The sequence below is a fragment of the Streptomyces sp. Sge12 genome (assembly GCF_002080455.1).
GTDB lineage: Bacteria > Actinomycetota > Actinomycetes > Streptomycetales > Streptomycetaceae > Streptomyces.
Map to the genome: position 1 here is coordinate 3,860,245 of NZ_CP020555.1, position 26,440 is coordinate 3,886,684.

Consider the following 26,440-nt stretch of genomic DNA (forward strand, 5'->3'; position numbering starts at 1 on the left):
TTCTTGCATGTTCAGGACCCTGGGGGGTGGAGATTTGACGCGAATCGAGACAAAAGCGACACATCCGCACCCCGTCACGTCCATGTGCGCCGAGGGGACGCGGCTCTACGCGACCGCGCTGAGCACCGGCCGGATCGCCCGGGGCGAGATCAAGAACGCCCCCTGCCTGCTTGAATTCGCTCTTCTGCAACCCGACCCGGATGACGCGAACCAACTGCGTCCGGTTCCCCCGTCCGTCGCATTGGCTCAACGGCTTCATCCGATTGAACGTGAGATCCAGGACCGCCGACGCAGCGCTGTAGATCTCACCGACACTTTCGAGCCTTTCCTTGCCATCAGCGCACAGAGCCCGGCCAACACCCATGCCATCACGGTGCTGGAGGGTTTCGAACAGATCAACGCCGCCCTGAACCTCGCGACGGCCGAATGCCACACCGAGGTGCTGACGGTCCAGCCGGGCGGAGCGCGGCCCTCCCTGGCCCTCACCCAGGCCCTGGAACGCGACCAGCCGCTGATCGACCGCGGGGTCAGCATACGGACCCTGTACCAGCACACCGCACGGCACAGCCAGGGCACGCTCGCCTACGTGGAGCGGATCTCGACGGGCAAGGTGGAGATCCGCACCCTGGAGGAGCTGATCGAGCGCCTCATCATCTTCGACCGCACGGTCGCCTTCATCCCGGTGAGCGACGACCGCCGGGTCGCCCTGGAACTGCGCCACCCGGGCCTGGTCGACTACCTCATCAAGGTGTTCGAGCAGCTCTGGCACCGCGCCGTGCCCCTCCAGGAGGAAGTGACGTACCGCAGCACCCCCGGCGGGATCTCCGGCGTGCAGCGGACCATCGCGCAGCTCCTGATCGAGGGTCACGTCGACGAGGCCATCGCGCGCCGCCTCGGTATGAACGTCCGCACCTGCCGGGCGCACATCGCCAAGCTCGCCACCACCCTCGGCAGCGGCAGCCGCGCCCAGCTCGGCTATCTCATCGCCCGTTCCGGCATCCTGGGCCGCCCCTCCGGGCCCGAACAGGACTGCGAGGGGCATCCGGACCACGAGGACCACGAAGCGGACCGGGAAGGGCTCTGACAGCCCTCAGGCCCCGCCCCCGGGAAGGGGAACGGGGCCTGAAGCATGCGGGCCTCGGTGAGGGACCTGCTCAGTCCATCGGGCGCTTGGGGCTGGGCCGCCAGACGACCAGGGCACTGCCCGGCTGCGGGGGCTGGTACGGAACCAGGTCCCGGCGGTACGAGGCGTGCACCTGGGCCTCGCGGGCCTGCAGCGTGGCCGCCGCGCCGTCCACGGCCGCGGCGAGCTCGGCGACGCGCTGCTGGAGCGCGGCGACCTGGTTCTCCAGTTCGATGATCCGCTTGATGCCCGCCAGATTGATGCCCTCGTCCTGCGACAGCGCCTGCACCGTGCGGAGCAGTTCGATGTCACGGGCCGAGTAGCGCCGGCCGCGGCCGGCCGTCCGGTCCGGGGAGACCAGGCCCAGGCGGTCGTACTGACGGAGGGTCTGCGGATGCAGGCCCGAGAGCTGGGCGGCCACCGAGATCACGTAGACCGGGGTCTCGTCGGTGAGCTGGTAGCCCCCGCCCAGGCGGGAGGACTGTCGTCGGCGGCCGTCCATGGTCATGCTCCCTTCGCGGACTCGAACAGCGCGGTGCGCGGGTCCTGCGACTCCGTCGCCTCGCGGTACATCTCCAGGGCCTCGCGGGCCTTGTCGGACAGTTCGGTCGGGACCGCGACCTCCACCGTGACCAGCAGGTCGCCGCGGGTGCCGTCCTTGCGGACCGCGCCCTTGCCGCGGGCCCGCATGGTGCGCCCGTTGGGGGTGCCCGGCGGCAGCTTCAGCGTGACCGAGGGTCCGTTCAGGGTCGGGACCTTGATGTCGGCGCCCAGGGCCGCCTCGGCGAAGGTCACCGGGACGGTCACCGTCAGGTTGTCGTCCTTGCGGCCGAACACCGGGTGGGAATCGACGTGCACGACCACGTAGAGGTCACCGCCGGGACCGCCGCGCTCGCCCGGCGCACCCTTGCCGCGCAGCCGGATCCGCTGGCCGTCGGAGACGCCCGCCGGGATCCTGACCTGCATGGTGCGGGAGCTGCGGGCGCGCCCGCTGCCCTTGCAGACGTCGCAGGGGGTCTCCGCGATCAGACCGCGGCCCTTGCAGTCCGCGCAGGGGTCGGTCAGCGAGAAGCCGCCGCCGCTGCCGCGCGAGACCTGGCCGGTGCCGACGCAGGTCGGGCACACCCTGGGGGTGCCGTTCTTGTCACCGGTGCCCGAACAGGCCTTGCAGGGAGCCTGGGAGGACATCCGGAGCGGGACCGTGGCCCCGTCCACCGCCTCCGTGAAGGAGAGGGTGACCTCCGACTCGATGTCCTGGCCGCGGCGCGGCTGGGTACGGGTTCCCGTACCGGGGCCGGCGCCGCGGTTGAAGAGGCCGCCGAAGACGTCGCCCAGGCCGCCGCCGAAGCCGCCGGCCTGGCCGGCGCCCTGCTGCTGGCCCCCGAAGAGGTCACCCAGGTCGAAGTTGAACGAGCCGCCGCCGCCCGGCCCGGGGCGGAAGCCGCCGTTGCCGAACAGGGCGCGCGCCTCGTCGTACTCCTTGCGCTTCTTGGCGTCGCCGAGGATGTCGTTCGCCTCGGAGATCTCCTTGAAGCGCTCCTCGGCCGAGGCGTCGCCCTTGTTGGCGTCCGGGTGGTACTCACGGGCGAGCTTCCGGTACGCCTTCTTGATCTCGGCCTCGGTGGCGTCCTTCGGGACACCGAGGACCTTGTAGTAGTCCTTCTCGACGAAGTCCTTCGTGCTCATCCCCGGTGTCCCTCCTCTCGTGCTCCTACATGTGGTGCATCAGCCCTTGTCGGGGGCATCCGTGTCCAAGCCGTCCGGTGCTTCGCCCTCCGCCGACTCGGACTTGGGGGCCGCGCCCGGCTGGGGCTCGGCCACCGCGACCCGTGCGGGACGGATCGTACGCTCGCCGATGCGGTACCCCGGCTGCAGGATCGCCACGCAGGTGTCCTCGGTGATGTCCGGCGCGTACGAGTGCATCAGGGCCTCGTGGATCGTCGGGTCGAAGGGCTCGCCCTCCTTGCCGAACTGCTGCAGGCCCATCTTGGCGGCGACCGTCTCCAGCGATTCGGCCACCGACTTGAAGCCGCCGACCAGCTCGCCATGCTCCCGCGCCCGGCCGACGTCGTCCAGGGTCGGGAGCAGTTCCGTCAGGAGGGACGCGACCGCGATCTCCTTGACGGTGATCCGGTCCCGCTCCACCCGGCGGCGGTAGTTCTGGTACTCCGCCTGGAGCCGCTGGAGGTCCGCGGTGCGCTCGGAGAGCGCCGTACGGGCCTGGTCCAGCTGCGCCAGCAGCGCTACGTCCTGGCTTGCGTCCCCGGCCGGGGCCGCCGCCTCCTCCGTGGCGGAGTCGGCGGCCTTCGGCTCGGCGTCGTTCTGACCGGCGTCGGGGACTTCGGGCTTCTCGTCGAAACCCGGGGTCTCCTCCGACATCAGGCAGCGCCGCCCTTCGGCTTCTCGTCGTCGACGATCTCGGCGTCGACGACATCGTCGTCGGCCTTGGCCTGGCCCGCGTCACCGGCGGCGCCGGCCGCACCCTGGGCGGCCTGGGCGTCGGCGTAGATCGCCTGGCCGAGCTTCTGGCTGACCGCGGCGAGCTTCTCCGTCGCGGTGCGGATCTCGGCCGTGTCCTCGCCCTTGAGCGATTCCTTCAGCTCGGAGACGGCGGCCTCGACCTCGGTCTTGACGTCGGCCGGGACCTTGTCCTCGTTGTCCTTGACGAACTTCTCCGTCTGGTAGACGAGCTGCTCGCCCTGGTTGCGGGACTCGGCCGCCTCCTTGCGGCGCAGGTCCTCGTCCGCGTACTGCTCCGCCTCCTGGCGCATGCGGTCGACCTCGTCCTTGCCGAGCGAAGAGCCGCCGGTGACGGTCATCTTCTGCTCCTTGCCCGTGCCGAGGTCCTTGGCCGTGACGTGCATGATGCCGTTCGCGTCGATGTCGAAGGAGACCTCGATCTGCGGGACACCGCGCGGGGCCGGGGGCAGGCCCGTCAGCTCGAACATGCCGAGCTTCTTGTTGTACGCCGCGATCTCGCGCTCGCCCTGGTAGACCTGGATCTGGACGGACGGCTGGTTGTCCTCGGCCGTCGTGAAGATCTCGGAGCGCTTCGTCGGGATCGTGGTGTTGCGCTCGATCAGCTTGGTCATGATGCCGCCCTTGGTCTCGATACCGAGGGACAGCGGGGTCACGTCGAGGAGCAGGACGTCCTTGACCTCACCCTTGAGCACACCGGCCTGGAGGGTGGCGCCGATGGCGACGACCTCGTCCGGGTTGACGCCCTTGTTGGCGTCCTGGCCGCCGGTGAGCTCCTTGACGAGCTCGGCGACGGCCGGCATACGGGTGGAGCCGCCGACCAGGACCACGTGGTCGATCTCGGACAGCTGGATGCCGGCGTCCTTGATGACGTTGTGGAACGGGGTCTTGCAGCGGTCGAGCAGGTCCGCGGTCAGCTGCTGGAACTGGGCGCGCGTGAGCTTCTCGTCCAGGTGCAGCGGGCCCTCGGCGGAAGCCGTGATGTAGGGCAGGTTGATCGTGGTCTCCGTGGAGGAGGACAGCTCGATCTTCGCCTTCTCGGCGGCCTCGCGCAGGCGCTGGAGCGCCATCTTGTCCTTGGAGAGGTCCACGCCGTGACCGTTGGCGAACTGCTTCACCAGGTAGTCGACGACGCGCTGGTCCCAGTCGTCACCACCGAGGTGGTTGTCACCGTTGGTGGCCTTCACCTCGACGACGCCGTCGCCGATCTCCAGGAGCGACACGTCGAAGGTGCCGCCACCGAGGTCGAAGACGAGAATGGTCTGGTCGTCCTTGTCGAGGCCGTAGGCCAGGGCGGCGGCCGTCGGCTCGTTGACAATGCGCAGGACGTTCAGGCCCGCGATCTCGCCGGCCTCCTTCGTCGCCTGACGCTCGGAGTCGTTGAAGTAGGCCGGGACGGTGATGACCGCGTCCGTGACCTTCTCGCCCAGGTACGCCTCGGCGTCGCGCTTCAGCTTCTGCAGGATGAAGGCGCTCATCTGCTGCGGGTTGAAGTCCTTGCCATCCAGGTTGATCTTCCAGTCAGTGCCCATGTGGCGCTTGACGGAGCGGATGGTCCGGTCCACGTTCGTGACCGCCTGGCGCTTGGCCACCTCGCCGACGAGGACCTCGCCGTTCTTGGCGAAGGCGACGACGGACGGCGTGGTCCTGGCGCCCTCGGCGTTGGTGATGACGGTGGGCTCGCCGCCTTCCAGAACGCTGACGACGGAGTTAGTGGTGCCCAGGTCGATGCCGACCGCACGTGCCATTTCAATTCCTCCAGCTGACTTGAGTGGAACAGACTCAACCATGCCGCATCGCGGCGCATGCGTCAACAGAGCTGAGTCGAGTCGGCTCAACCTTTAGCTGCCCCTTACGCGCAACCCTGGGCACGGTGACCCGTTCGGCCCCGACGGCGGGGCCGGGGCCGAACGGGTCACCGTGGCCGCGCGCCACCGCAAGACCGCCGGGGGCATGCGGCACCGTGCTGGCATGCCGCTCACTCCGACCGCCGCCCTGCCGCGGGTCCGCGTCCCCACGCTCCCGCCGGCGAAAAGGGTGTTCGACCTCATCGGAGCGGCAATCCTGCTGATCCTGCTCGCACCCGCCCTGACCGCGGCCGCCGCGCTGCTGTACGCGACCCAGGGCGGCCGCCCCTTCGCCCGGGAGGCCGCGGTCGGCCTGGCCGGACGACCCTTCCGCACCTGGCGGCTGCGCACCGCCGACACGGGCCGGCTCGGCGCCGCCCTGGACCGCTGCGCCCTCGACGCCCTCCCGCAGCTGCTGAACGTGGTCCGCGGCGAGATGTCGCTGGTCGGGCCGCGCCCGCAGACCCGTACGGACCACCCCGAGCGGCTGGTCGTACGCCCCGGAATGACCGGATTGTGGCAGGTGAGCGCGCGCTCCGACCTCCCCTGGGAGGAGATGGCTCTGCTCGACCGGCATTATGTGGAGAACCACTGGCTCGGGATGGACCTCGCGATCCTGGCGCAGACCCCGCGCGCGGCGTACCGGCAAAGGGTCGCCTGAGCGACACAGATCACCGCACGCTCAGCTACATTGCGGCGTCGGGAATGGGTAACCTCAAGCCTTGACTTCATAAGTTACCGCTTAGTAAGTGCCGCCCGAGGAGCCCTTCCATGCAACTCGCCGCGATCATCGTGTCGCTGGTCCTGACCGTGGTCGGCGTCGCGCTGCTCGCACGAGCCGTGGCGCAGATCTACCGCTTCGTGAAGCTCGGCCAGCCCGTGCCGGCAGGCAGCCGTACGGACGACCCGAAGGCCCGAACGCTCACCCTCGTCCGCGAGTTCCTCGGCCACAGCCGCATGAACCGCTGGGGCATCGTCGGCTTCGCGCACTGGTTCGTCGCGATCGGCTTCCTGACGCTGCCGCCGACCCTGGCACAGGCCTACGGCCAGCTCTTCCAGGCCGACTGGGTGCTGCCGATCGTCGGCGGCTTCCTGCCGTTCGAGCTCTACATCGAGTTCATCGGCCTGATGACGGTCCTCGGCATCGTGGTCCTGATGGCGATCCGGCTGCTCAGCCTGCCCTCCCGGGCGGGCCGCAAGTCGCGCTTCACCGGCTCGAAGGCCTGGCAGGCGTACTTCGTCGAGTACATCATCCTGACCATCGGCCTCGCGATCCTGTGCCTGCGCGGCCTCGAGGGCGCGATCCACCACGTGGACAGCTACGAGCCCGCGTACTTCGTCTCGTACCCGCTGGTCCTGGCCTTCAAGGGGCTCTCGGCGAGCGCGCTGCAGAACGCCATCTACTTCACCGCCATGATCAAGATCGGCACCTCGCTGATCTGGATGATCGTGGTCTCGCTCAACACCAACATGGGTGTCGCCTGGCACCGCTTCCTCGGCTTCCCGAACATCTGGTTCAAGCGGAACGCGGACGGCGCCACGGCGCTCGGCGCCCTCCAGCCGATGACCTCGGGCGGCAAGGAGATCGACTTCGAGGACCCGGGCGAGGACGACAACTTCGGCGTCTCGCAGGTCGAGCAGTTCTCCTGGAAGGGCATCCTCGACTTCTCCACGTGCACCGAGTGCGGGCGCTGCCAGTCGCAGTGCCCCGCCTGGAACACGGGCAAGCCGCTGTCCCCGAAGCTCCTCATCATGTCGCTGCGCGACCACGCGCACGCCAAGGCCCCGTACCTGCTCGCCGGTGGCGGCAAGGACATGGAGGGCAACGAGAAGGCCACGGCGGAGCAGCTCGCCGGTGTCCCGGCCGCCGCTCTCGCGGAGGCCGAGCGTCCGCTGATCGGCACCGCCGAGGAGAACGGCGTCATCGACCCGGACGTGCTGTGGTCCTGCACCACCTGCGGTGCGTGCGTGGAGCAGTGCCCGGTCGACATCGAGCACATCGACCACATCGTCGACATGCGCCGCTACCAGGTGATGATCGAGAGCGCGTTCCCGTCGGAGGCGGGCACGATGCTCAAGAACCTGGAGAAGAAGGGCAACCCCTGGGGCCTGGCGAAGAAGCAGCGCGTCGAGTGGACCAAGGAGGTGGACTTCGAGGTCCCGATCATCGGCAAGGACGCGGAGGACCTCTCCGAGTTCGACTACCTCTACTGGGTCGGCTGCGCCGGCGCCCTGGAGGACCGGGCCAAGAAGACCACGAAGGCATTCGCGGAGCTGCTGAACATCGCGGGCGTCAAGTTCGCGATCATGGGCGGCGACGAGAAGTGCACCGGTGACTCGCCGCGCCGCCTGGGCAACGAGCCGCTGTTCCAGCAGCTGGGCCAGGAGAACGTGGCCATGCTGAACATGGCGTTCGGCGAGGACGACGAAGATCCTTCGACCCGCAAGCCGAAGTCGGCGAAGCGGATCGTCTCGACCTGCCCGCACTGCTTCAACACCATCGCGAACGAGTACCCGCAGCTGGGCGGCGAGTACGAGGTCATCCACCACACGCAGCTGCTCCAGCACCTGATCGACGAGGGCCGCCTCACGCCGGTCACGCCGGTCGACGGCCTGATCACCTACCACGACCCGTGCTACCTGGGCCGGCACAACAAGGTCTACACGCCGCCGCGCGAGATCATGTCCGCCGTCCCGGGCCTGCGTCAGCAGGAGATGCACCGCCACAAGGAGCGGGGCTTCTGCTGTGGCGCCGGTGGCGCGCGGATGTGGATGGAGGAGCGGATCGGCAAGCGCATCAACAACGAGCGCGTCGACGAGGCCCTGTCCCTGAACCCGGACATCGTCTCCACCGCCTGCCCCTTCTGCCTCGTGATGCTCACCGACTCGGTGAACGGCAAGAAGAACGACGGCCAGGCGAAGGAACACGTCCAGGTGGTCGATGTGGCACAGCTGCTGCTGGACTCGGTGAAGACGCCGGGCCCGACGGAGGCGGAGCTCGCTGCGCTGGCGGCGGAGGCCGAGGCGGAAGCGGCCGCCGAGGCGGAGGCCGCGGCGGCGAAGGCGGCGGCCGAGGCGGAAGCGAAGGCGAAGGCGGAAGCCGAGGCGAAGGCCAAGGCGGCGGCCGAGGCCGAGGCGAAGGCCAAGGCGGAAGCCGAGGCGGCGGCGAAGGCAGCGGCTGAGGCCGAGCCGGTGGCCGAGGCGGAGGGCGAGGCAGCGGCCGAGCCCGAGGCGGACGCGGACGCCGACGCTGAAGCCGGGTCCGAGTCGGAGTCCGGATCCGAGTCGGAGTCCGAGCCGGAGTCGGAAACCAAGTCCGAGACCAAGTAGGGCGAGGCACGCACAGCACCGGAACGGCCGGTCCCCCACGCGGGGACCGGCCGTTCCGGCGTACTCAGCGGGCCGGGACGACCGTGTACTTCTCGATCAGCCGGCCGTTGAAGTCGTACACCCAGCTGTTCCCGCCGCCCTTGCCGTCGATGACGACGAACTTCACGCGCTTTCCGTCCCGGACGAGCTTGTACGTCCAGCCGTCCTGGTACGTGCTCGGACGCTCCGGGTCGATCACGGCGAGCAGGCGGCCGTCCGGCCGGGAGATCTCGGCGCGCTTGCCGTGGGTGCCGTCCACGAGCTTGGCGACCCGCCAGTCCGGCAGGGCGATCCGCACCGAGCTCTCCTTCCTGATCTCGGGCTTCACGTAGCGCTTCGGCTGCTGCTGCGGCTCGGGCTGCGGCCTCGGCTTCGGCGAGCCGTCCATCCAGGAGGTGACGGTGCCGTTCGGCTGGAGCACGACGTGCAGGCCGTTGTTCTGCCCGTACGACGCGGCTCCGCCCTTGCTGACCAGCGTGTCCAGCTTCGTGGAGCCGGCGAGGATGTCCGCCTCGTAGTGGTTGCTGCTGATCCGGTAGACCTTGGCGACGGACCCGTCCGCCAGCTTCACGGCGGTGACGTACGTCCGTACCCCCGGCTTCGACCCGAACGGCGGCGGGGTCGTGGGCGCGGTCGTGGGCGGCACGGACGGGTCCACCGACGGCTGCTCGATCCCCGGCAGCACCTCCGGCTCCGGTACGGCCGGGGAGTCCGCGAAGGCGGACCCGACCGGGAGGGCCAGGAGCGTGGCTGCTCCGGCGGCGACGGCGGCGCTGCGGAGAGTGGTTCGGCGAGTGGTTCGGCGAGTGTTGCGCATGGTGTGGGCTCTTCTCGTACTCGTTCGGGGACGAGTACGAAGCTACGGACCCGATATGTGCGTATTCCATCGACAACGTAACGGAAAGCCGCAGAACGCGACGCAAGCATGTAAATCGGGCGCATGGTCGCGGCCGTCCGGGGGTGGGGACAACCCCTCGGGGATCCCCTAAGGGATGTCACAGGTCAGCCGCAAAGGGTGGCTGTTCCGGGCGACGGGCCACCGACGCTCGCCGGACCAGGTACGTTCGATCACGTGGCTGGATTCAGGATCGGACGCGGCCGGGACAACAACCGCTCTCCGCAACAACCCCCGCAGCAGCAGCAGTCGTACGGTCAGCAGCAAACGCCGCCGCCGTACGGCCAGCCGCCCTACCCTCCCGTCGGCGGGCCGCCACCGCAGCAGCAGTGGCCGCAGCCGGGTGCCGGGGGACAGGGCGAGCCGGAGTACTTCGACCCGTACGGGCAGCAGCAGCCGCACGCGCAGCAGCCCCCGTACGGCCACGGGGGCCACGGCGGCGGGGGCTACACGAACGACAACCCGGGGCACACCCAGGTCTTCGCCGTCGGCGAGGACCCGTACGGCCAGGGCGCGACCTACCAGGCGGGCTCGGCCTCGGCGGCGCCGTCCGGTCCGCGGCTGCCGTGGAAGGAACTGCTCCGCGGCATCGTGACGCGGCCGGGGCAGACCTTCCTCCAGATGCGCGACTACGCCGTCTGGGGCCCCGCGCTGATCGTGACCTTCCTCTACGGGCTCCTCGCGGTCTTCGGCCTCGACGACGCCCGCGAGGACGCCATCAACGCGACCCTCGCGAAGGCCGTCCCGATCGTCCTGTCGGCCGGTGTGGCCTTTGTCCTCTGCGGACTGATCCTCGGCGCCGTCACCCACACGCTGGCCCGCCAGCTGGGCGGCGACGGCACCTGGCAGCCCACCGTGGGCCTGTCGATGCTCGTCATGTCCATCACGGACGCGCCGCGCCTGCTGTTCGCCGTGTTCCTCGGCGGCGACAACATGGTCGTCCAGGTCCTGGGCTGGGCCACCTGGGTCGCGGCCGGCGCCCTCTTCACCTCGCTGATCAGCAAGACGCACGACCTGCCGTGGCCGAAGGCCCTGGGCGCGTCCGCGATCCAGCTGGTGGCGCTGCTGTCGATCATCAAGCTGGGCACGATCTAGCCCCGATCCCGCCCCGCCCCGCACGGACGAAGGGCCCGCCGCGCAAGCTGTGCGCGGCGGGCCCTTCCGTCATCTCTGCACGATGTCTAGGCGTCGAGGACCTGGCCCTCACGCTTCACGACGGGCGGCTCGACGGACCAGGGGAAGTTGATCCACTCGTCGGTCTTCTTCCACACGTACTCGCACTTCACGAGCGAGTGGGACTTCTCGTAGACGACGGCGGACCGCACCTCGGCCACGTGGCCGAGGCAGAAGTCGTGGACGAGCTTCAGCGTCTTGCCCGTGTCGGCCACGTCATCGGCGATGAGGACCTTCTTGTTCGTGAAGTCGATCGCCTCGGGGACGGGCGCCAGCATCACGGGCATTTCGAGCGTGGTGCCCACGCCCGTGTAGAACTCGACATTCACCAGGTGGATGTTCTTGCAGTCCAGCGCGTACGCCAGCCCGCCGGCGACGAAGACGCCACCGCGGGCGATGCTCAGGATGATGTCGGGCTCATAGCCGTCGTCGGCGATCGTCTGCGCCAGCTCGCGCACGGCGCGCCCGAAGCCGTCGTAGGTCAGGTTCTCGCGTACGTCGCTCATGCCTCGTGCCTCACCTGGGTGCGGTGGAAGTTCTGGAAGGAGCGCGAGGCGGTCGGCCCGCGCTGCCCCTGGTACCTGGATCCGTAGCGCTCACTGCCGTACGGGAACTCGGCGGGCGAGCTCAGCCGGAACATGCACAGCTGCCCGATCTTCATGCCCGGCCAAAGCTTGATCGGCAGGGTGGCGAGGTTCGAGAGCTCCAAGGTCACGTGACCGGAGAAACCGGGGTCGATGAACCCGGCGGTCGAATGCGTCACCAGGCCGAGGCGGCCCAGACTGGACTTCCCCTCCAGCCTGGAGGCGATGTCGTCGGGCAGCGAGATGACCTCGTACGTCGAGGCGAGGACGAACTCACCGGGGTGGAGGATGAACGCCTCGTCCCCCTCCGGCTCGACCATCCTGGTCAGATCCGGCTGCTCGATCGCCGGATCGATGTGGGCGTACCGGTGATTCTCGAACACCCGGAAAAACCGGTCGAGACGTACATCGATGCTGGAGGGCTGCACCATCGATTCCTCGAACGGGTCGATGCGAACCCGTCCGCTGTCGATCTCGGCCCGGATGTCTTTGTCAGAGAGAAGCACGTCCCGAGGATACGCAGAGCGCGCGGGCCACCCCCAATCGAGAGCGGCGCCCGCGCGCCCGTCCGCTACCGCTTGACCGCTGCCCCGACGGGCACGGCATGCCGCAACCGCGCACACCGCGGACACCGCAGCAGCCGCCCGGGCCCGATCCGGCCGGCACCGAGGTGCTGCAGCGGGAAGGAGGCGGTACTGAAAACGTGCCCTTCGGCACAACGGACGACGGTGTGCTCCATCGAGTCCCTTTCCCCAACGAGCCGTACTGCGACGAATCGCCACATTAGGGGATGATCGGTACCCGCTCCAGCCGCCGCTCCGCACCCACACGGTACGCCCCAACTCCCGCACACACACGCCTCGGTGCATGCCACACACGACGACGACCCCGCGGCAAATTCACCCGGGGTCGATCATGAGGTAGAGTGTGCAAAGCCAGGGATCCAGGCAACTGGCCCGCTGTGCGGATGTAGTTTAATGGTAGAACATGAGCTTCCCAAGCTTATAGCGCGGGTTCGATTCCCGTCATCCGCTCTTGAACGAAGGCCCAGGTCAACGACCTGGGCCTTCGTCGTTGTCCAGACCAATTCAGGAGCCCCGCACCACTTGCGCACGACTTGACCCCTGCCGGGCCTGCTCAGCGGCCTGGACACCGTCCGCGCGGCAGGCGCCGTGCCCCCTGGAGGTCCCGCCCGCGCCGGCGCTTCACTCCAGGCCGGTGGCTTCGAGGTGGGCGAGGAAGGCCTCGACGAGCCGGGGCCGCGCCACTTCGGGGACGGGGGCGTCGGGCAGCTCCTATTCGAGCCCCCACGCGGTGTTGAACGCGACCGGCAGCACTTCTTGCCCGGGTTGTTGACGTACTTGGCCTCGACGGCCATCCCGTCGCTGTCCCGGAAGCCGTCCACCATCAGCGTGGTGCCCTTGCCTGTGCCGGGTGCGATGGGCACTTCGTACTCGGGATAGCCGGCTACGCGGAGCTGATAGGCAACCTCTGCGGGCCTGCCGCCCGAAACGTCACCCGCACGCAGCGAGTTCAGCCAGGTCTGGAAGTTCTGCTGCTGCGGTGGCGTGAGGGGAGGGAACCGCGGATTGGGTGGCGCCGGTGGCGCTATCGGCTGGACCCGCGGCCCGTTGGGCCTGAGCTGCTACGCAAGGACGCTGCCTCCAGCCCTGGTTCCCGATCCGATGGCCGACCGGCCGCGGGAGCGGGCCGACACCCGTACCGAGCTGGCCGACAAGGTCGAGGAGAACCAGCCGCAGCAGGCCGAGATCGGGATGTTCGCTCGGGCTGTGAACGTCCTCACCGTCGAGAACGACCAGCTCAGCGGCCACCATCGCCACAATCGGGCTGCTCTGGTGACGTTGCGTCCCGCACCCGGACCTGGCTTGAACATCGCGCTTGCCTGAACGGCAGACGAATGACGTACCCCAGCCGTAGACTTTCGGGTGATCTTCGAAATTAAAAATCGTTGTGCTCGTCGCCGCTTCGCATGGGTGGGCTCCGCCCCCCTATACGGGGAGTCCAGGCATCAGATTCTTTGGGGGGTACACATGACACTGATAAAGACGATCGTGTGTCTGGCAAATTCCCGCAAGCTTTCGGGACGATGCGTGGCCGGCATGCTTGCCGACGGCTCAGGGGAATGGGTACGCCCGGTCAGCGCCCGCCCGAACCGCGAAGTATCCACTTACGAAAGGCAGTACGCAGACGGAACGGACCCGAACGTCCTCGATATTGTCTCCGTGGCGCTCATTCGGCCTCAGCCGCACGACTTCCAGAGCGAGAATTGGCTCCTTAACCCAACCTTTTTCTGGGATAAGATCGACAGGGCCGACTGGAGAGGGTTAGTGGGACTGGAACAGCGTCCCAGCGCGTTATGGATCAACGGATCCAGCACCTACCACGGAAATAATGACCGCATTCCGATTGAAGAAGCAGTCACCCTGCCGGACTCGCTCAACCTCATACGCACCACCGGCCTGACGTTACAAGTCCACACTCCTGGGGCAATGTTCGGGGATCAGAAGCGGGCCCTGCGTGCCCATTTTTCTTACGCGGGAAATTCACACATACTGCGAGTTACCGACCCTGAATATGAGCTAGAGTATTTACCCAAGCCGGAAGGGTTCTACGAACTGGGAGAATCCTTCCTTACCGTGAGTCTCGGCGAACCGTACGAGGGCCACGTGTACAAATTAGTGGCAGCCATAATCGAACGAGTGAAGGTTCAAGCAGGCGGCAGACGATGACAACCCATACCGTGTTCACTGTCGGTCACTCCACGCACAGCATCTCGGCATTCCTGAGCCTGCTGCAGAAACATGGGATCACGGCCGTCGCCGATGTGCGGTCGATGCCCGTCAGTCGATTCACACCTCAGTTCAACCGGTACGCCATCGAGCGCGCCCTGTCCGACGCCGATATCAAGTACGTGTTCCTGGGAAAGGAATTGGGTGCGCGCACCGAAGATCCGACCTGCTATTCTGACGGGCGGGTACGATATGACCGTCTTGCCCGGACATCGAATTTCATCTGCGGAATCAAACGCCTGCGGAACGGTTCGCGGATCGAGCGAATCGCCGTCATGTGCACCGAGCAAGAACCACTCGACTGCCATCGCTGCGTGCTCGTCTCACGAGTCCTCGAAGAGGACGGGATCACTGTCGGACATATTCATGGCGATGGGCACGTCGAGGATCACACCTCGGCAATGCAGCGCCTGATGGCCAACTACAGGCTCGATCAGGAGGATCTTTTCCGGACCTCGGCCGAGCGCCTCCAAGAGGCTCTCGAACGTCAGGAACAACGGATTGCATACGTAAATGAAGAGCTTCGCGCCGACGGGACAGCGAAAGGATGAAACTTTACACCATTGGATTCACGAAGAAGTCCGCCGAAAAATTCTTCGGACTATTACGTGAAGCCGGAGTGACGACGCTGATCGATGCTCGACTCAACAACGTCTCACAACTGTCCGGTTTCGCTAAGCGTGACGATCTGAAATACTTCCTGAGCGAGATCTGCGGGGCGCAGTACACTCACCTCACCGAGCTGGCCCCGACCAAGGAAATGCTCGACGCCTACAAAAAGCGTGATATCGACTGGGCGGCCTATGAAGTACAATTCCTCGAATTGATGAAGGCTCGTCAGATTGAGGGCACCATCCGGCGGGAAACGCTCGACAATGCAGTCCTACTGTGCAGCGAGGACAGTGCACGGAATTGCCATCGCCGACTGGTCGCGGAATATCTCGCACAGCGATGGGATGACGTCACAATCGAGCACCTGGCGTGAGCGACGACACTGCGGTCAAGACCTGACGGCCCTCCTCCGGTCCGCCCCCTGGAGGTACGACGACATCGTCGTCGGCAACTACAGCGCCACGGGCACCACCGGCCGCGTGTGTTGGATCGCGCGTGTTCGCCAAGGTCCGCGCGCCGCGACGGCGCCGGTCAATCGTGCGCTCAGAGGGGCCAGTTGATGACGCCGGACTGCGAGTCCACCCATTGCGCCGGACGCGGCGGCCAGTCCGAGCCGGGGCCGGGTTCGGAAGGCAGAGCCGACGATGCAGTGGACGAGCACAAATAGCGACCCGTCAGCGACCTGTTGCGAGGTGCTTGTTTTCGCAGGTCAGGTGCAGTCATGACGCGCTCCGCGCAGTAGATTCCCAAAGTTGTGGCGCAGGTCCGATTTCCCGTCATCCGCTCAGATGCGAGGGCCCAGGTCAGCGACCTGGGCCCTCTTCGTTACGGCGGCCCTGCCGCTCAGGAAATTCCCGTGCCGGTGCGGTGTGAGGATCTCTCACGTGGGTCCATGAGTGACGACGTGTGGACAGGAGTGCGGGAGCGGGTGCTCCGGATCGCTGAGCAGCCCGGGGCGGATGAGATCTTCGGAGCTCGGGGCCACGGCTTCCGCCTCGGCTCGGTCATGAGCGAAGAGCAGCTCCAGGCTCTGGAGTCGGACCTGGGCTCCGAACTGCCCGCAGGGTACCGGGGTTTCCTCCTCCAGGTCGGACGAGGGGGCGCCGGTCCCGGCTACGGCCTGATGACACCTGCTCCGGGCGACGACGGATGGCAGTGGATCGGCAGCGGGCTCAAGTACCCCGCGCAACAGACCGCCGCCGAGTTCGCCGGACGGCCCTTCGCGGCAGAGGGGCTACAGGGCGAGCTCACCGCACTCGAGGCGCAGGAGCCCGCACCGGACGCCTTCGCGGACGACGACGAGTTCCGCCGCGCGCACGCGGCCTGGGACGCACAGTACGAGGAGATGTACGACGACCAGGAGGCGGGTGCGGTGTTCCTCAGCGAGCAGGGGTGCGGTTATGCGTGGCTGCTCGTGATGACCGGCCCACACCGCGGTGCCGTCTGGGAGGACCTGCGGCCGGCGGACGGGGGGATCAAGCCGTCCGGACACGGTTTCGACCACTGGTACCTGAGCTGGCTCGAGCTCGCCGAGCGACGGCTCGGGACCTGACACGGTGAGGCTCCGCTCCGCCCCGAACGAATCTCTCGTAGCCAGGACATGGTCAGCACGGCGGCGCCGGTGGCGCGGACACGAGCGCACGAGCCGCGCCCGCGGCGACGTGGCTGCTATGCCTGCGGTCCGTTGGCGCCCTCTGGAGGCGGACGGTGGCGTCGATGTCGTCGGCGAGCCTGCGCTGGTGCTCCTCGGTGGAGAGCTGATGGATCAGCTGAGCTCGCTCCGAGGACTGCCCCGCCCGGACCATGCTTCGAAGTCGGACCTGCTGGGCGTCCAGGAACAAAGGCTGGTGCTCCGGCGGTTCAGTAGCGGCCGCCGCTCGGCCTCGGAAACCGCGGGCGAGGGCGGCAACGATGGGCGTGCCACCAGGGCCGGCTCATCTCCTTGCCGGCCCTGGCGATGTGTTGACGCGTCGAAGGCTCAGCGCGTGGCCTCGCCTCCGAGGCTTCCGGCGCTGACGGCACCCCGCAGGACGTGGGCGATCTCCTCTGGCTTGAGGTCGATGCCGTCGAGGCCCTCGACGGTCAGCGGGACCTCCTCCAGCGCGTACTGGCCGCGGCCTTCGGCGCTGAACTCGGGGCCGGTGCGGTCGTCGAAGGACCAGGTCGCGATGCGGGCGAGGTAGAAGAACTGAAGCTCCTCGTCGGACTCCACGGTGTGGAGGAGGCGGATGATGTCGGCCTTGCCCGCGATCTCCTCGTGGATCTCGCGGTGGAGGGCGGCCTCCCGGGACTCGTCGCCGGCCTCGACGCCTCCGCCGGGAAGGACCCAGTACTCGGGGATGTCGGGCTTCGTGCGGCGGATGACCAGCATCGTGTCGTCGGCGGTAACGAGGACGGCGCGGACGCGTTCCTTCATTTCGGTCTGTCTCCTTGCTTGTTGGCGTCTCATTGCAGCAGCGGTCCGCCGTCGACGTGGACGGATTGCCCAGTGATGAACGACGCGGAGGGACCCACGAGGAACGCCACCAGGGCCGCGACGTCCTCGGGCCGTCCCCGGCGGAGGACGCGCTGGCGCTTGATCTGGTCCTCCGGACGCGCACGTGTCCCCAGCGGCGTTCGATCATGCCGGGGGTCACCGTGTGGCAGGTGCGGTAGTGGGCGGTGAGGTTCACGTCGAGGGAGTCGTTCCAGGCGGCCTCGTCGGTGTCCTGCCAGGGGACGGCCCGCCGCTCCGCGGGGGTGCCGTTCCGGCCGACGCGCCCGCTCCCGGGGCGCCCGGACGGCCTAGGATCGCGGGCATGGCGCTGATCATGAGTGACGTGGACCGGTTCGAGATGGCCAGGCCGCGGCTGGAGGCCATTGCCTACCGGCTGCTCGGCTCGGCGAGCGAGGCCGAGGACGCCGTGCAGGAAACGTTCCTGCGCTGGCAGGCGGCCGACGTCGGGCGGATCGAGGTGCCCGAGGCCTGGCTGACCAAGGTCCTCACCAACTGGTGCCTCAACATGCTCACTTCGGCCCGCGCCCGGCGCGAGACGTATGTGGGGAGGTGGCTGCCCGAGCCGCTGCTCGCCGGGGACCCGATGCTCGGGCCGGCGGACACCGCCGAGCAGCGCGAGTCGGTGTCGTACGCCGTCCTCGTGCTGCTGGAGCGCCTGTCGCCGGGCGAGCGGGCGGTGTACGTGCTGCGCGAGGCCTTCGACTACCCGCACCGGGAGATCGCCGAGATCCTGGAGATCACCGAGGCCGCCAGCCAGCAGATCTACCACCGGGCCAAGAAGCACGTCGCGGACGGCAAGGCGCGCACCGAGATCGACGAGGCCGTCGCCCGGAGGATCTATCGAGGAGTTCCTGGCCGCGGCGACCAGTGGCCGCACCGAACCCCTCGTACGCCTGCTCACCCAGGACGCGGTCGCGGTGGGCGACGGCGGCGGGAAGGTCCCGGCCCGGGCGAAGGCGTTCGAGGGCGCGCTCGCGGTCGCGACGTTCATGCGCGGCATGTTCAAGCCCAGCGCGGCCAAGCGGGCCCACGTCGGCGGCACGCCCGAGATCTACGCCACGACCGCCAACGGCGGGCCCGCCATCCTGGCGGTCGTGGACGGCCGGGTCGCCGGGATCATCTGTCTGGAGGCCACCGCGGAGGGCATCGTCGCGATCCGCAGCCAGGTCAACCCCGACAAGCTCGTCCGCGCGACCGAGCAGTGGGCCGCCGCGGGCCACGGGGAGGCCCCGCTCCACACCCTCTGAGGCGATGTGGCGCAGGTCACACTCGGATCCTGTCAGGGATGGGAGGGCTGTCCGGTTCAAGAGGCGAAACCACGCCGGACCACGGCAGCCCCGCCCAGACAGGAGCACGGACATGGAGCACCGCATCGTCGTCCTCGGAGCCGGCTACACCGGTGCCCTCGCCGCCGGCCGCCTCGCCAAGCGGCTGCACCACGAGGACGTCGCCATCACCCTCGTCAACCCCGAGCCCGACTTCGTCGAGCGCGTCCGGCTGCACCAGATCGCGGCCGGCCAGGACCTCAGGCCCCGCCCGTTCGACGAGATGTTCGCGGGCACCGGCGTGGAAGTGAAGCTCGCGAAGGTCACCGCCGTGGACGTCGACCGCAAGGCGGTCGCGGTAACCGCCGCGAACGGCCCCGAGGAGCTGGAGTACGACACTCTGGTCTACGCACTCGGCAGCGGCTGGAACGACGGGGGTGTCCCCGGCGCCGCCGAACACGCCGACGAGATCTCCAGCCGCCCCGGTGCCCTCCGCCTCCGCGACCGCCTGGCCGCCCTGGACGCCGGCCGGCCCGTGGTCGTGGTCGGCGGCGGCCTGACCGGCCTGGAGGCCGCGACCGAGATCGCCGAGGCCCGCCCGGACCTCGACGTCGCCCTGGCCGCCCACGGCGCCCTCGGTGACTGGCTCTCGGAGAAGGGCCGCGCCCACCTGCGGAAGGTGGTGGACGGGCTCGGCATCACCGTCCACGAGCACACCGCGGTCAACGGCGTGGAGGCGGACCGCGTGACGACCGCCGACGGCCGGACCATCCCGGCCGCGGTCACGGTCTGGACCACCGGCTTCGCCGTCCACCCGATCGCCGGGGCCACCACGCTGGAGCTCGCCGACCACGGCCGGATCGTGGTCGACTCCACGATGCGCTCGGTCTCCCACCCGGACGTGTACGCGGTGGGCGACGCGGCGATGGCGATCGGCCCGGGCGACAAGCCGCTGCGCATGTCCTGCGCCTCGGGCGTCCCCATGACCTGGCAGGCCGCCGACGCCCTTGCCGCCCGTCTCACCGGCACCAAGGTCCCGCACGCCTCGATCCGCTACGCGCAGCAGTGCATCTCCCTCGGCCGCAAGGAGGGCCTGATCCAGTTCGTCACCGCCGACGACCGGGCGGTCGACCGCGCGCTGACGGGCCGCCTGGCCGCCCGCTACAAGGAGCTGATCTGCAAGGGCGCGGCCTGGGGCGTCGCCAACCCGACCATGGGCATGCCGTCCCGGCGGCGGCGCGTCGTACGGCAGGAGACGCAGGAAACCGGCAGCCGGGCCCGGACGCAGGCAACGGCCTGACGACCGCCACCGGGGGCGACGGACTCATCCGTGTGCCTCGCCCCGCGGTCGACATGATGCAGACCCTCGCGGTGCGTGTCAGCGTGATCGGCGAGGAATCCGTACGCCCGCAGCAGGAGGAGTCGCTGTCATGGACGGTAGGCAGGGCAAGCACAAGGAGCCCGGCAAGGGGCGCGAGGCGCAGGAACACCACCGCCCCGGAGACCCCGCGCAGCCCCAGCCGGGCAGGTCGTCCCGCGAGAAGGAAAAGGGACAGAAGGCCGCGGGGAAGGAGACCTCGCGCGGCCGCGAGGACGACCTGCTGCGCGAGGAGGACCTGCACGACGAGGGGCTCTGAGCGGCCCGACCGGCCCGACCGGTCCGACGGGTCCCACCGGTCCGAACCGGCCCACCCGCTCGGGCTGCTCGGACCGCTCGGCCGCTCGGTCGCTCGCTCGCTGAGGTTGTGGGTCAGCCTGCCGCGTCGGCGGCGCCGGCCTCGGGTTCGCGTTCGGCTTCGGGTTCGGGTTCGGGTGTGGTGGCGATGAGGATCTGAGCGGCCTGCGTGATGTTGTCGGCGCGGACGGCGCGGGCCATCGCCTCGCGCGCGGCGTCGGCGGTGGTGTCCGGGGGAACCACCAGCAGGGCGAAATGGTCGTTGTGGCCACGCGTGATGAGGACGGTGTCGTCGCCGACCGGGTCGGGGTCGAGGTGCACGACCTGGTCGTCGATCACCAGGCGGGTCGGGAGGCCGTTCCAGGCGGACGCGTCCACGCCCACCCGGGTGATCGGCCCGAGATGCTCCGTCAGCACACTGATCAGCGCGGGCAGCTCGGTCTCGATGTCGCGTGAGCGCGGCCACCACGCCCCGTCCAGGATGCCCTCCCGGGAGTGCGTGGTCTCCAGTCGCAGCAAGGCCGTACCCGGTTCGACCGCCCGGTGGATCTCGTCCGGCAGGAGCAGCGGGTATCGGCGGGGAAGGTCGGAGTCAGCCATGCGGGTCGCCCGTCTGCAGGTGCGGGCATACGCCGCCGCAGGTCGGCGGCAGTACCTACGCCCTTGCCCGGCCGCGACGCGCACCAGCCCGCCGTACGTTCACGGTACTCCTGCCGCTTGTTCGACCGCCCCGCCGGAAATTACCTGGTCACACCGGTCAAGGCCGCCCGGACAGGCGTACAGTCAAAGCACCGGGAGTACTTCGCACACCGGCTTTCAAGCGGGTGTCATTCCCGGCGATCGCCTAAAAACCGGGCTGCTGACGGGCAGCCCGGGGGCAGGTCCGCATCATGACCACCATCCTCGACCGGACCGCGCCCCGCGACCTCGCCGCAGCGTCCCCGGCCCGTTTGTCCCTCACCCCGAAGACCGCGCTCGCCGGCCAGCTGGACGGCGCCTGGTGGCCCTACTCGCGTGATCTCGAAGCCGAGCTCCCCGCCCTGGCCGCCGTTCTGGACGAGACCTGGGGGCGCATCACCCGAGTCAGCGTGAACCCCGGACGCTGGCCGGTGGTCCCGCACACGGTTGCCGTGGCCGGGCGCGTGCTGCACGTGGGCTGGTTCACCGAACAGGACCCCGACAAGCTGATCCTGCTCTCCTACACCGTCGGCCGCTGGGACCTCCTGGTGATCCCGCCCGAGACCGAGCCCGCGGCCGCTGCCCGGCTGATGGCCGCCGCCGCGATCCCGGGCAGCACCCTCACCGCAGGCGTCCTGATGGCCAACGAGTCCGTCATCGGGCGCGGCGTCCGGGACACCCGCCGCCGGGAGGCCACCTGGGAGGACGAGGGCGGGGCCTGCATGTCCCCCTTCGGGAGCCCGATGGGCCGAACCCCACTGCCGCTGCCGCTGCCCGGAAACGGCGGGAGATGAGCTCCGTGGAGACCGTCGTCCTCCTCGCGGTGATCATCCTCATGATCGGCGTCGGCGTGCGCTGGATCCGCCTGCTGAACGCCCAGCACGACGCCCGGTCGAGGCCTACCGGTTCAGCGAACCCCTGCCGAGGCCTCCCGGCCTGCCGGACCACACCGCTCGCTGAGCCCGCCCGCCCCTCACCCGCTCCGAAGGGAACCACGCCCACGTGAAGTACATCGAGACCCAGTCACTGCCGTCGCTCGGGCACGCCGAGGTCCGGATCATCGCGCACACTCCGGAGGCCGCCCGAGCGGTCGCGGAGGCTCTTCGCCGCAGTTTCGCCGGCGCGGAGCAGCGCAGCTACCCCGCCCTCGACGGCAACACCCGCCTCCACCTCACCGTGGACACGGCGACACCCGCCGGCCCCGCCCGCTCGTGGCCGGCCGCCGGCGGGACCCCCGTCGGCACCGGCGCACACTCCGACGAGATCTGAGCCCGAAAGGACGCGGTCATGGCCACACTCCGCGAACGCAAGACCTACCGCGATCAGGTGCTCCGGGTCCTGTACGAGGCCGTGGAGGGCAACCGGCTCCTCGGCATCACCGGAGCACAGCTGCGGCGCGACCTCCACGTACCGGAACAGGACCTGGCCGCCGCCTGCACCTACCTGGCGGGCGAAGGACTGATCACCGTCGACTGGGAACCCGGCAACACTCCCGCGATGGTCACCCTCACCCACGAGGGAATCCGGCGCATGGAGGCGGCGGAGGAGAAGGAGACCTCCTAGATGCGGGCGAAGGTCTCGGTCTGCCGGGCGAACTCCTGGGCCATGGCCGCGCTGACCGTGGGCCTGGTGCCGCCGATGGTCGCCAGGTAGTCCTCGGTGGTGGGGCGGGCGCGGGTTCCGGTGTCGAAGGTGCGCTCGAACTGGACCTGGGAGACGGTGCGCGCCACATGGGCGATGTCGGCCGGGGTGAACCCCTCGCTGGCGGTCGCCAGCACCGCGCTGTCGGCCTCCGCGCCCGCTCGGGCCAGGTAGCTCTCCCAGAGCGCGGTCCTCGCACGGTCGTCGGGCGGGCCGATCGGCAGCACGTAGTCGAACCGGCCGTGCCGCAGGAACGCGGGGTCCAGCGTGGTCACGTCGTTCGTGGCGCAGACGAGCAGCCGCCCTTCCTGGCTCCGGAACCGGACGATCGCCTTGAGCAGTTCGTTGACGACGCCGACCGCGGTCGCGTCCGCGCCGCTCCGGGTGCCCGCGATCTCCTCGACCTCGTCGATGAAGACCAGGACGTGGTCGAGCCGGGCGATCTCGTCGAAGCGCCGGTTCAGCCCGCTCGCCAGCCCGTACTCGGCGGCCAGCCGGGCGGGGAACAGTTCGAGGAAGGGCCATCCCAGGCGGCTGGCCGTGGCGTGCGCGAAGGTGCTCTTGCCCGTCCCGGGCGGGCCGAACAGCATCACCGCCCGCGGCGGCTCCACCCCGTGCTGTGCGGCCAGTCCGGGGTGGGCCAGGGGCAGGACCAGGCGTCGTTCGATGAGCTGCTTCTCCCGCTGCATGCCCGCGACCTTCTGCCACAGCCCCCCGGGCGGCAGCTCCGCTCCGAGCGAGGCGAGCATGCCGACCGCCTGCGGGGTCACCCGCCCGCGCTTCTCGAAGAGGACCAGGCCCGCACGGGCGTCGAAGCCGCAGTTGTGCAGGGCTGCGGCGCCGGTCCCGCCGTCGGGCAGGAGCGTGTACACGGTGCGGACGCCGCCGGCGAACAGCCGGTGCTCCAGCGCCGTGATCAGGTCGCTGCCCAGCCCCTGCTGCCTCCAGACAGGTGCCATGCCGATGCGCAGGATCCACGCCCGGTCACCCTCCACCCTGCTCACCGCGGCGCCGACGACCACCTCGTCCGCCGTGGCCACCACCGCCGGATGGAGGGCCTGGAGGGCCGCGACGGCGTCCGAGAGCGGGAAGAGGGGTGGCTCTTCGGTCCTGCCGCTCTCCGCGTCGACGCGGATCACCGCTTCGAGATCGTCCTGGGCGTAGTCCCTGACACGCCAACCCGTCATGATCAGCTCCGCGTGTTCGGCCGTACTCCCATCATCGGCCGAGGTAGGCGGAACGCGCGCGGCAGGGACATCGGCGGAAAGCCGCGCCGCGGCACGTCCTACGGGCCTTTCGGCCACCACCAGCCCGGGGTCTTCCTCCGCACCTCCCACACCTCGGGGGCCGCCTCCAACTCCGGTGTGAAGCTCTGCTGCAGGCGTTCACACGCCCCTGCGAGGAGACCGAGCTCCTGGTGGACGGACAGCTCGTGCCCCGGCGTGAACTTCTGGGCGTTCTCGGCGACCTGGTCAGCGGCGGCGGACAGCCTTCGGTGCAAGGACTGCCGTGTGACGTCGTACCTGCCGGCCATCGCGTCCCACGACACGCCCGCGTGGCGCAGGACGGCACAGGCAAGGGCCTCCACATGAGCGGCCTTGCCCTGGAGGCTCGGTGCGATCACCAGCCCCAGAGCAGCCCCCTCGCGCGGATGCGCGAGGGCCACTCCGTCGTTGGCCAGGTCAAGCGCGGCATCCGACAGCGCCAGAAGCAGGTTCCTCAAGCGATCGTGCTGGGACGACGTCATACCAGCATCGTGGCGCATGCCTGTCAGCTCGGTGCTGACAACCGGCAACTGCGCCCTCAACCATGCTGGTTGAGCGAAGAGCGGCCCTTGTCGGCTCAAGGACCGCCCGCAGTCCACTCGCGTCCGAGGAGAGCAATGAACTGCTACCGACGTACCGTCCTCGACCACCACCGGGATCCGCGCCGGTGGGTGATCGTCGTCATCGTGCTGGTTCTGGCGACGACCGGCTCCGCGGGATCCCAGGCCCTGAGCCTGTGCGCGGACGTGCTCGCCCTGGTCGGCGCGGTCGGGACGGTCAGTGCGGTGTCTGCCGCGGCTGCCCGCATCCGGCCGGAGGGCAATACGGCCTGACGCGGTCGGCCCGATTCCGTCACTCGGGTCGGCGCAGGCCCGCGATGAGGAGGGCGGTCAGGCGGCGGGCGTCGTAGTCGGGGTCGTTCTCGGAGCCGATGCACAAGTTGCCGATGCCGCGCATGAGTTGGTACGCCGTGAGGTCCGGGCGGATCCGGCCCTCCGCGGCGGCCGCGTCCAGGAGGTCGGTGCACACCGGCAGGAGGCGGTCCAGGAAGTAGGCGTGCAGGGTCTCGAAGCCCGTGTTGTCGGCCTGCATGGCGGCCGCCAGACCGTGCTTGGTGACCAGGAAGTCGACGAATAGGTCCGCCCAGCGCGCGAGGGCGTCGTGGGGGGTCGGGCTCGACGCCAGGAGGGCCGGGCCGGCTTCGGCGCAGGCGTCGACCTGGTGCCGGTAGACCGCGATGACCAGGTCCGCGCGGGTGGGGAAGTGCCGGTAGACCGTGCCCACCCCGACGCCCGCCCTGGCCGCGATGTCGCGTACCGGTGCCTCGACGCCCGATGCGACGAAAACCGCCGCGGCCGCGTCCAGCAGGGTCTGCTCATTGCGCCGGACGTCCTTGCGCCGGGATCCGGCCGCGCTGCCCGCGTCGGCCGCGCTGCCCGCGCTCCGCTCGCTGTCGTGCACTGCGACGCCCCTTCCATGGATGAGGTTGTAAAACGGAACGGTGTTCCGTATTGTCGGCGGAACGACGTTCCGTTTTACCCATGATGGCAGAAGCAACCGAGTGGAAGGCACCCCCATGTCCGCGTTCACCACCGTGATTTCCGCCCAGCCCGTCGTCCTGCCCGCCCCGAACCGCGGCGAGGACCTCCAGGTGCACGTGTCCGCCCCCGCGACCGGCAGCGACCTGCCCGTCATCGTGTTCTCGCACGGCTTCGGCTGGTCGATGAACGGCTACGCCCCGCTCGCCGACCACTGGGCCGCCCGGGGCTTCGTCGTCGTCCGGCCCACCCACCTCGACTCCCGGACGCTCGCCATCCCGCACGAGGATCCCCGTACGCCGCGGATCTGGCGCATCCGGATCGAGGACCTGACCCGGGTGCTGGACGGACTCGACGTACTGGAGGCCGCCGTACCGGGCCTCGGCGGGCGCGTCGGGCGCGGCCGGATCGCCGTCGCCGGCCACTCCTGGGGCGCGCAGACGGCGAGCGCGCTGCTGGGTGCGCGCGTCCTCGGCCCCGACGGCGCGCCCGGCGAGGACATGTCCGACCCCCGGGTGGGCGCGGGCGTACTGCTCGCACTGGCCGGGCTGGGCGACGACCTCACCCCCTTCGCCGTCGAGAACCTGCCCTTCCTGAGGCCGTCCTTCGACACCATGACGGCCCCCGCCCTGATCGTCGCCGGGGACCACGACCAGTCCCACCTGTCCACCCGCGGACCGGACTGGTTCGCCGACCCCTACACCCACAGCCCCGGGAACAAGAGCCTGCTCACGCTGTTCGGCGCGGAACACTCGCTGGGGGGCGTCCCCGGGTACGAGGTCGCGGAGACGACGGACGAGAGCCCCGCACGCGTGGCCCTGATCCAGCAGCTCAGCACCGCCTACCTGCGCAGCGCCCTGCTCGGCGAGGACAGCGGCTGGAAGGCCGCCGTCACGGCGCTGGAGGCCGACGCGAACCCGCTCGGGAGGCTGGAGAGCAAGTAGTCCTGCGGAAAAGGTGTTATCGCCGCGCGCCCCGCGGGTCTCCTTC

At 69.3% G+C, this 26,440-nt stretch carries 29 protein-coding genes, 1 tRNA gene and 2 pseudogenes; 18 read left to right on the forward strand and 14 right to left on the reverse strand.

Annotated features, from left to right (window positions below; genetic code table 11):
* The first annotated feature begins 7 nt into the window (after nt 1-7).
* Nucleotides 8-1,084 carry a hypothetical protein gene (locus tag B6R96_RS17110; RefSeq protein WP_063782604.1) on the forward strand — a complete coding sequence of 359 codons (1,077 nt, stop codon included), beginning with the start codon at nt 8-10 and terminating at the stop codon, nt 1,082-1,084.
* A gap of 70 nt (nt 1,085-1,154) precedes the next feature.
* On the opposite strand, the gene B6R96_RS17115 is transcribed toward B6R96_RS17110, so the two are convergent.
* The 4 genes from B6R96_RS17115 to dnaK are packed head-to-tail and all read right to left on the reverse strand — an operon-like array spanning nt 1,155 to nt 5,349.
* Nucleotides 1,155-1,625 carry a heat shock protein transcriptional repressor HspR gene (locus tag B6R96_RS17115; RefSeq protein WP_030383727.1) on the reverse strand — a complete coding sequence of 157 codons (471 nt, stop codon included), beginning with the start codon at nt 1,623-1,625 and terminating at the stop codon, nt 1,155-1,157.
* Nucleotides 1,626-1,627: 2 nt separating this feature from the next.
* Nucleotides 1,628-2,809, reverse strand: coding sequence for a molecular chaperone DnaJ (gene dnaJ, locus B6R96_RS17120; protein WP_030383728.1), 1,182 nt, complete (start codon nt 2,807-2,809; stop codon nt 1,628-1,630).
* A gap of 39 nt (nt 2,810-2,848) precedes the next feature.
* A complete protein-coding gene (grpE, locus tag B6R96_RS17125; RefSeq protein WP_030383729.1) occupies nt 2,849-3,502 on the reverse strand; it encodes a nucleotide exchange factor GrpE in 654 nt (217 codons plus the stop codon).
* Nucleotides 3,502-5,349 (reverse strand): molecular chaperone DnaK, encoded by a 1,848-nt coding sequence (gene dnaK / locus B6R96_RS17130; protein ID WP_030383730.1) that lies wholly within the window; start codon nt 5,347-5,349, stop codon nt 3,502-3,504. The genes grpE and dnaK overlap by 1 nt, the downstream gene beginning before the upstream one ends.
* Before the next feature lie 223 nt (nt 5,350-5,572).
* Here dnaK and B6R96_RS17135 point away from each other — a divergent pair, with 223 nt between their 5' ends.
* Together B6R96_RS17135 and B6R96_RS17140 are read left to right on the forward strand one after the other, a co-directional pair.
* A complete protein-coding gene (locus tag B6R96_RS17135) occupies nt 5,573-6,109 on the forward strand; it encodes a sugar transferase (protein ID WP_081525134.1) in 537 nt (178 codons plus the stop codon).
* 110 nt (nt 6,110-6,219) lie between these two features.
* Complete coding sequence (locus B6R96_RS17140; protein WP_237291444.1) at nt 6,220-8,778, forward strand: (Fe-S)-binding protein; 2,559 nt, start codon at nt 6,220-6,222, stop codon at nt 8,776-8,778.
* Nucleotides 8,779-8,842: 64 nt separating this feature from the next.
* On the opposite strand, the gene B6R96_RS17145 is transcribed toward B6R96_RS17140, so the two are convergent.
* Complete coding sequence (locus B6R96_RS17145) at nt 8,843-9,634, reverse strand: hypothetical protein (RefSeq protein ID WP_081522871.1); 792 nt, start codon at nt 9,632-9,634, stop codon at nt 8,843-8,845.
* A 255-nt stretch (nt 9,635-9,889) separates the two neighbouring features.
* On the opposite strand from B6R96_RS17145, the gene B6R96_RS17150 reads away from it, so the two are divergent.
* On the forward strand, nt 9,890-10,807 hold the full coding sequence (locus B6R96_RS17150) for a Yip1 family protein (protein ID WP_081522872.1): 918 nt from the start codon (nt 9,890-9,892) through the stop codon (nt 10,805-10,807).
* A gap of 86 nt (nt 10,808-10,893) precedes the next feature.
* On the opposite strand, the gene B6R96_RS17155 is transcribed toward B6R96_RS17150, so the two are convergent.
* Nucleotides 10,894-11,391, reverse strand: a complete 498-nt coding sequence (locus B6R96_RS17155) for a phosphoribosyltransferase (RefSeq protein ID WP_030383735.1) — start codon at nt 11,389-11,391, stop codon at nt 10,894-10,896.
* Entirely contained in the window at nt 11,388-11,975 is a 588-nt protein-coding gene (gene dcd, locus B6R96_RS17160) for a dCTP deaminase (protein WP_030726605.1), read from the reverse strand. The genes B6R96_RS17155 and dcd overlap by 4 nt, the downstream gene beginning before the upstream one ends.
* A 457-nt stretch (nt 11,976-12,432) precedes the next feature.
* Here dcd and B6R96_RS17170 point away from each other — a divergent pair.
* Nucleotides 12,433-12,503 (forward strand) — tRNA-Gly (locus tag B6R96_RS17170).
* 341 nt (nt 12,504-12,844) lie between these two features.
* Here B6R96_RS17170 and B6R96_RS38790 read toward each other — a convergent pair.
* Nucleotides 12,845-12,916: pseudogene (locus B6R96_RS38790) on the reverse strand (restriction endonuclease fold toxin-2 domain-containing protein); the annotation flags it as partial.
* Between the two features lie 238 nt (nt 12,917-13,154).
* Between B6R96_RS38790 and B6R96_RS17180 the strand changes: the two are divergent.
* From B6R96_RS17180 to B6R96_RS17200, 5 genes are all read left to right on the forward strand, one after another.
* A complete protein-coding gene (locus tag B6R96_RS17180) occupies nt 13,155-13,376 on the forward strand; it encodes a hypothetical protein (protein ID WP_081522873.1) in 222 nt (73 codons plus the stop codon).
* A gap of 144 nt (nt 13,377-13,520) precedes the next feature.
* Nucleotides 13,521-14,219 carry a dual OB domain-containing protein gene (locus tag B6R96_RS17185; protein ID WP_081522874.1) on the forward strand — a complete coding sequence of 233 codons (699 nt, stop codon included), beginning with the start codon at nt 13,521-13,523 and terminating at the stop codon, nt 14,217-14,219.
* Nucleotides 14,216-14,830: a DUF488 domain-containing protein gene (locus B6R96_RS17190; protein ID WP_081522875.1), complete on the forward strand. Its 615-nt coding sequence runs from the start codon at nt 14,216-14,218 to the stop codon at nt 14,828-14,830. Before B6R96_RS17185 ends, B6R96_RS17190 begins: the two co-directional genes overlap by 4 nt.
* Nucleotides 14,827-15,264: a DUF488 domain-containing protein gene (locus B6R96_RS17195; protein ID WP_081522876.1), complete on the forward strand. Its 438-nt coding sequence runs from the start codon at nt 14,827-14,829 to the stop codon at nt 15,262-15,264. Before B6R96_RS17190 ends, B6R96_RS17195 begins: the two co-directional genes overlap by 4 nt.
* A 519-nt stretch (nt 15,265-15,783) precedes the next feature.
* Nucleotides 15,784-16,443: an SMI1/KNR4 family protein gene (locus tag B6R96_RS17200; RefSeq protein WP_159396336.1), complete on the forward strand. Its 660-nt coding sequence runs from the start codon at nt 15,784-15,786 to the stop codon at nt 16,441-16,443.
* 426 nt (nt 16,444-16,869) lie between these two features.
* Here the strand turns inward: B6R96_RS17200 and B6R96_RS17210 are convergent, their stop codons facing one another.
* Both B6R96_RS17210 and B6R96_RS38795 read right to left on the reverse strand, forming a co-directional pair.
* Entirely contained in the window at nt 16,870-17,307 is a 438-nt protein-coding gene (locus tag B6R96_RS17210) for an NUDIX hydrolase (RefSeq protein ID WP_081522879.1), read from the reverse strand.
* A 29-nt stretch (nt 17,308-17,336) separates the two neighbouring features.
* Nucleotides 17,337-17,606, reverse strand: a complete 270-nt coding sequence (locus B6R96_RS38795; RefSeq protein WP_335755571.1) for an SDR family oxidoreductase — start codon at nt 17,604-17,606, stop codon at nt 17,337-17,339.
* Between the two features lie 83 nt (nt 17,607-17,689).
* Here B6R96_RS38795 and sigJ point away from each other — a divergent pair.
* From sigJ to B6R96_RS17230, 3 genes and pseudogenes are all read left to right on the forward strand, one after another.
* Nucleotides 17,690-18,635 (forward strand): annotated as a pseudogene (sigJ, locus tag B6R96_RS17220) (RNA polymerase sigma factor SigJ).
* Nucleotides 18,636-18,747: 112 nt separating this feature from the next.
* Nucleotides 18,748-19,953 (forward strand): NAD(P)/FAD-dependent oxidoreductase, encoded by a 1,206-nt coding sequence (locus B6R96_RS17225; protein ID WP_081522880.1) that lies wholly within the window; start codon nt 18,748-18,750, stop codon nt 19,951-19,953.
* Between the two features lie 130 nt (nt 19,954-20,083).
* Entirely contained in the window at nt 20,084-20,290 is a 207-nt protein-coding gene (locus B6R96_RS17230; RefSeq protein ID WP_051778815.1) for a hypothetical protein, read from the forward strand.
* 113 nt (nt 20,291-20,403) lie between these two features.
* Here the strand turns inward: B6R96_RS17230 and B6R96_RS17235 are convergent, their stop codons facing one another.
* Entirely contained in the window at nt 20,404-20,928 is a 525-nt protein-coding gene (locus tag B6R96_RS17235) for a DUF5994 family protein (RefSeq protein WP_081522881.1), read from the reverse strand.
* 290 nt (nt 20,929-21,218) lie between these two features.
* Between B6R96_RS17235 and B6R96_RS17240 the strand changes: the two genes are divergently transcribed.
* From B6R96_RS17240 to B6R96_RS17255, 3 genes are all read left to right on the forward strand, one after another.
* Nucleotides 21,219-21,800: a DUF5994 family protein gene (locus B6R96_RS17240; RefSeq protein WP_081522882.1), complete on the forward strand. Its 582-nt coding sequence runs from the start codon at nt 21,219-21,221 to the stop codon at nt 21,798-21,800.
* 208 nt (nt 21,801-22,008) lie between these two features.
* Nucleotides 22,009-22,275 carry a hypothetical protein gene (locus B6R96_RS17250; RefSeq protein ID WP_078971733.1) on the forward strand — a complete coding sequence of 89 codons (267 nt, stop codon included), beginning with the start codon at nt 22,009-22,011 and terminating at the stop codon, nt 22,273-22,275.
* Nucleotides 22,276-22,293: 18 nt separating this feature from the next.
* The gene (locus tag B6R96_RS17255) at nt 22,294-22,569 is read left to right on the forward strand and encodes a hypothetical protein (RefSeq protein ID WP_081522884.1); all 276 of its coding nucleotides are present in this window, start codon (nt 22,294-22,296) and stop codon (nt 22,567-22,569) included.
* On the opposite strand, the gene B6R96_RS17260 is transcribed toward B6R96_RS17255, so the two are convergent.
* Both B6R96_RS17260 and B6R96_RS17265 read right to left on the reverse strand, forming a co-directional pair.
* On the reverse strand, nt 22,566-23,834 hold the full coding sequence (locus B6R96_RS17260; RefSeq protein WP_081522885.1) for an ATP-binding protein: 1,269 nt from the start codon (nt 23,832-23,834) through the stop codon (nt 22,566-22,568). The genes B6R96_RS17255 and B6R96_RS17260 overlap by 4 nt on opposite strands.
* Before the next feature lie 98 nt (nt 23,835-23,932).
* The gene (locus B6R96_RS17265; protein ID WP_159396337.1) at nt 23,933-24,370 is read right to left on the reverse strand and encodes a hypothetical protein; all 438 of its coding nucleotides are present in this window, start codon (nt 24,368-24,370) and stop codon (nt 23,933-23,935) included.
* 159 nt (nt 24,371-24,529) lie between these two features.
* Between B6R96_RS17265 and B6R96_RS17270 the strand changes: the two genes are divergently transcribed.
* Nucleotides 24,530-24,745 (forward strand): hypothetical protein, encoded by a 216-nt coding sequence (locus B6R96_RS17270; protein WP_081522887.1) that lies wholly within the window; start codon nt 24,530-24,532, stop codon nt 24,743-24,745.
* A gap of 19 nt (nt 24,746-24,764) precedes the next feature.
* On the opposite strand, the gene B6R96_RS17275 is transcribed toward B6R96_RS17270, so the two are convergent.
* Entirely contained in the window at nt 24,765-25,373 is a 609-nt protein-coding gene (locus B6R96_RS17275; RefSeq protein ID WP_081522888.1) for a TetR/AcrR family transcriptional regulator, read from the reverse strand.
* 115 nt (nt 25,374-25,488) lie between these two features.
* On the opposite strand from B6R96_RS17275, the gene B6R96_RS17280 reads away from it, so the two are divergent.
* The gene (locus B6R96_RS17280; protein ID WP_081522889.1) at nt 25,489-26,394 is read left to right on the forward strand and encodes an alpha/beta hydrolase family protein; all 906 of its coding nucleotides are present in this window, start codon (nt 25,489-25,491) and stop codon (nt 26,392-26,394) included.
* Nucleotides 26,395-26,440: the final 46 nt, after the last annotated feature.

What these genes read in the sequence shown, in the direction of transcription:
- B6R96_RS17190 (WP_081522875.1), top strand. Translation starts at nt 14,216, where the DNA reads ATGACAACCCATACCGTGTTCACTGTCGGTCACTCCACGCACAGCATC.
- B6R96_RS17235 (WP_081522881.1), bottom strand. Translation starts at nt 20,928, where the DNA reads ATGGCTGACTCCGACCTTCCCCGCCGATACCCGCTGCTCCTGCCGGAC.
- dnaJ (WP_030383728.1), bottom strand. Translation starts at nt 2,809, where the DNA reads ATGAGCACGAAGGACTTCGTCGAGAAGGACTACTACAAGGTCCTCGGT.
- B6R96_RS17145 (WP_081522871.1), bottom strand. Translation starts at nt 9,634, where the DNA reads ATGCGCAACACTCGCCGAACCACTCGCCGAACCACTCTCCGCAGCGCC.
- B6R96_RS17195 (WP_081522876.1), top strand. Translation starts at nt 14,827, where the DNA reads ATGAAACTTTACACCATTGGATTCACGAAGAAGTCCGCCGAAAAATTC.
- B6R96_RS17185 (WP_081522874.1), top strand. Translation starts at nt 13,521, where the DNA reads ATGACACTGATAAAGACGATCGTGTGTCTGGCAAATTCCCGCAAGCTT.
- grpE (WP_030383729.1), bottom strand. Translation starts at nt 3,502, where the DNA reads ATGTCGGAGGAGACCCCGGGTTTCGACGAGAAGCCCGAAGTCCCCGAC.
- B6R96_RS17110 (WP_063782604.1), top strand. Translation starts at nt 8, where the DNA reads ATGTTCAGGACCCTGGGGGGTGGAGATTTGACGCGAATCGAGACAAAA.
- B6R96_RS17155 (WP_030383735.1), bottom strand. Translation starts at nt 11,391, where the DNA reads ATGAGCGACGTACGCGAGAACCTGACCTACGACGGCTTCGGGCGCGCC.
- B6R96_RS17140 (WP_237291444.1), top strand. Translation starts at nt 6,220, where the DNA reads ATGCAACTCGCCGCGATCATCGTGTCGCTGGTCCTGACCGTGGTCGGC.
- B6R96_RS17280 (WP_081522889.1), top strand. Translation starts at nt 25,489, where the DNA reads ATGTCCGCGTTCACCACCGTGATTTCCGCCCAGCCCGTCGTCCTGCCC.
- dnaK (WP_030383730.1), bottom strand. Translation starts at nt 5,349, where the DNA reads ATGGCACGTGCGGTCGGCATCGACCTGGGCACCACTAACTCCGTCGTC.
- B6R96_RS17200 (WP_159396336.1), top strand. Translation starts at nt 15,784, where the DNA reads ATGAGTGACGACGTGTGGACAGGAGTGCGGGAGCGGGTGCTCCGGATC.
- B6R96_RS17210 (WP_081522879.1), bottom strand. Translation starts at nt 17,307, where the DNA reads ATGAAGGAACGCGTCCGCGCCGTCCTCGTTACCGCCGACGACACGATG.
- B6R96_RS17270 (WP_081522887.1), top strand. Translation starts at nt 24,530, where the DNA reads ATGAACTGCTACCGACGTACCGTCCTCGACCACCACCGGGATCCGCGC.
- B6R96_RS17225 (WP_081522880.1), top strand. Translation starts at nt 18,748, where the DNA reads ATGGAGCACCGCATCGTCGTCCTCGGAGCCGGCTACACCGGTGCCCTC.
- B6R96_RS17135 (WP_081525134.1), top strand. Translation starts at nt 5,573, where the DNA reads ATGCCGCTCACTCCGACCGCCGCCCTGCCGCGGGTCCGCGTCCCCACG.
- B6R96_RS17230 (WP_051778815.1), top strand. Translation starts at nt 20,084, where the DNA reads ATGGACGGTAGGCAGGGCAAGCACAAGGAGCCCGGCAAGGGGCGCGAG.
- B6R96_RS17255 (WP_081522884.1), top strand. Translation starts at nt 22,294, where the DNA reads ATGGCCACACTCCGCGAACGCAAGACCTACCGCGATCAGGTGCTCCGG.
- B6R96_RS17180 (WP_081522873.1), top strand. Translation starts at nt 13,155, where the DNA reads ATGGCCGACCGGCCGCGGGAGCGGGCCGACACCCGTACCGAGCTGGCC.
- B6R96_RS17240 (WP_081522882.1), top strand. Translation starts at nt 21,219, where the DNA reads ATGACCACCATCCTCGACCGGACCGCGCCCCGCGACCTCGCCGCAGCG.
- B6R96_RS17260 (WP_081522885.1), bottom strand. Translation starts at nt 23,834, where the DNA reads ATGACGGGTTGGCGTGTCAGGGACTACGCCCAGGACGATCTCGAAGCG.
- B6R96_RS17115 (WP_030383727.1), bottom strand. Translation starts at nt 1,625, where the DNA reads ATGGACGGCCGCCGACGACAGTCCTCCCGCCTGGGCGGGGGCTACCAG.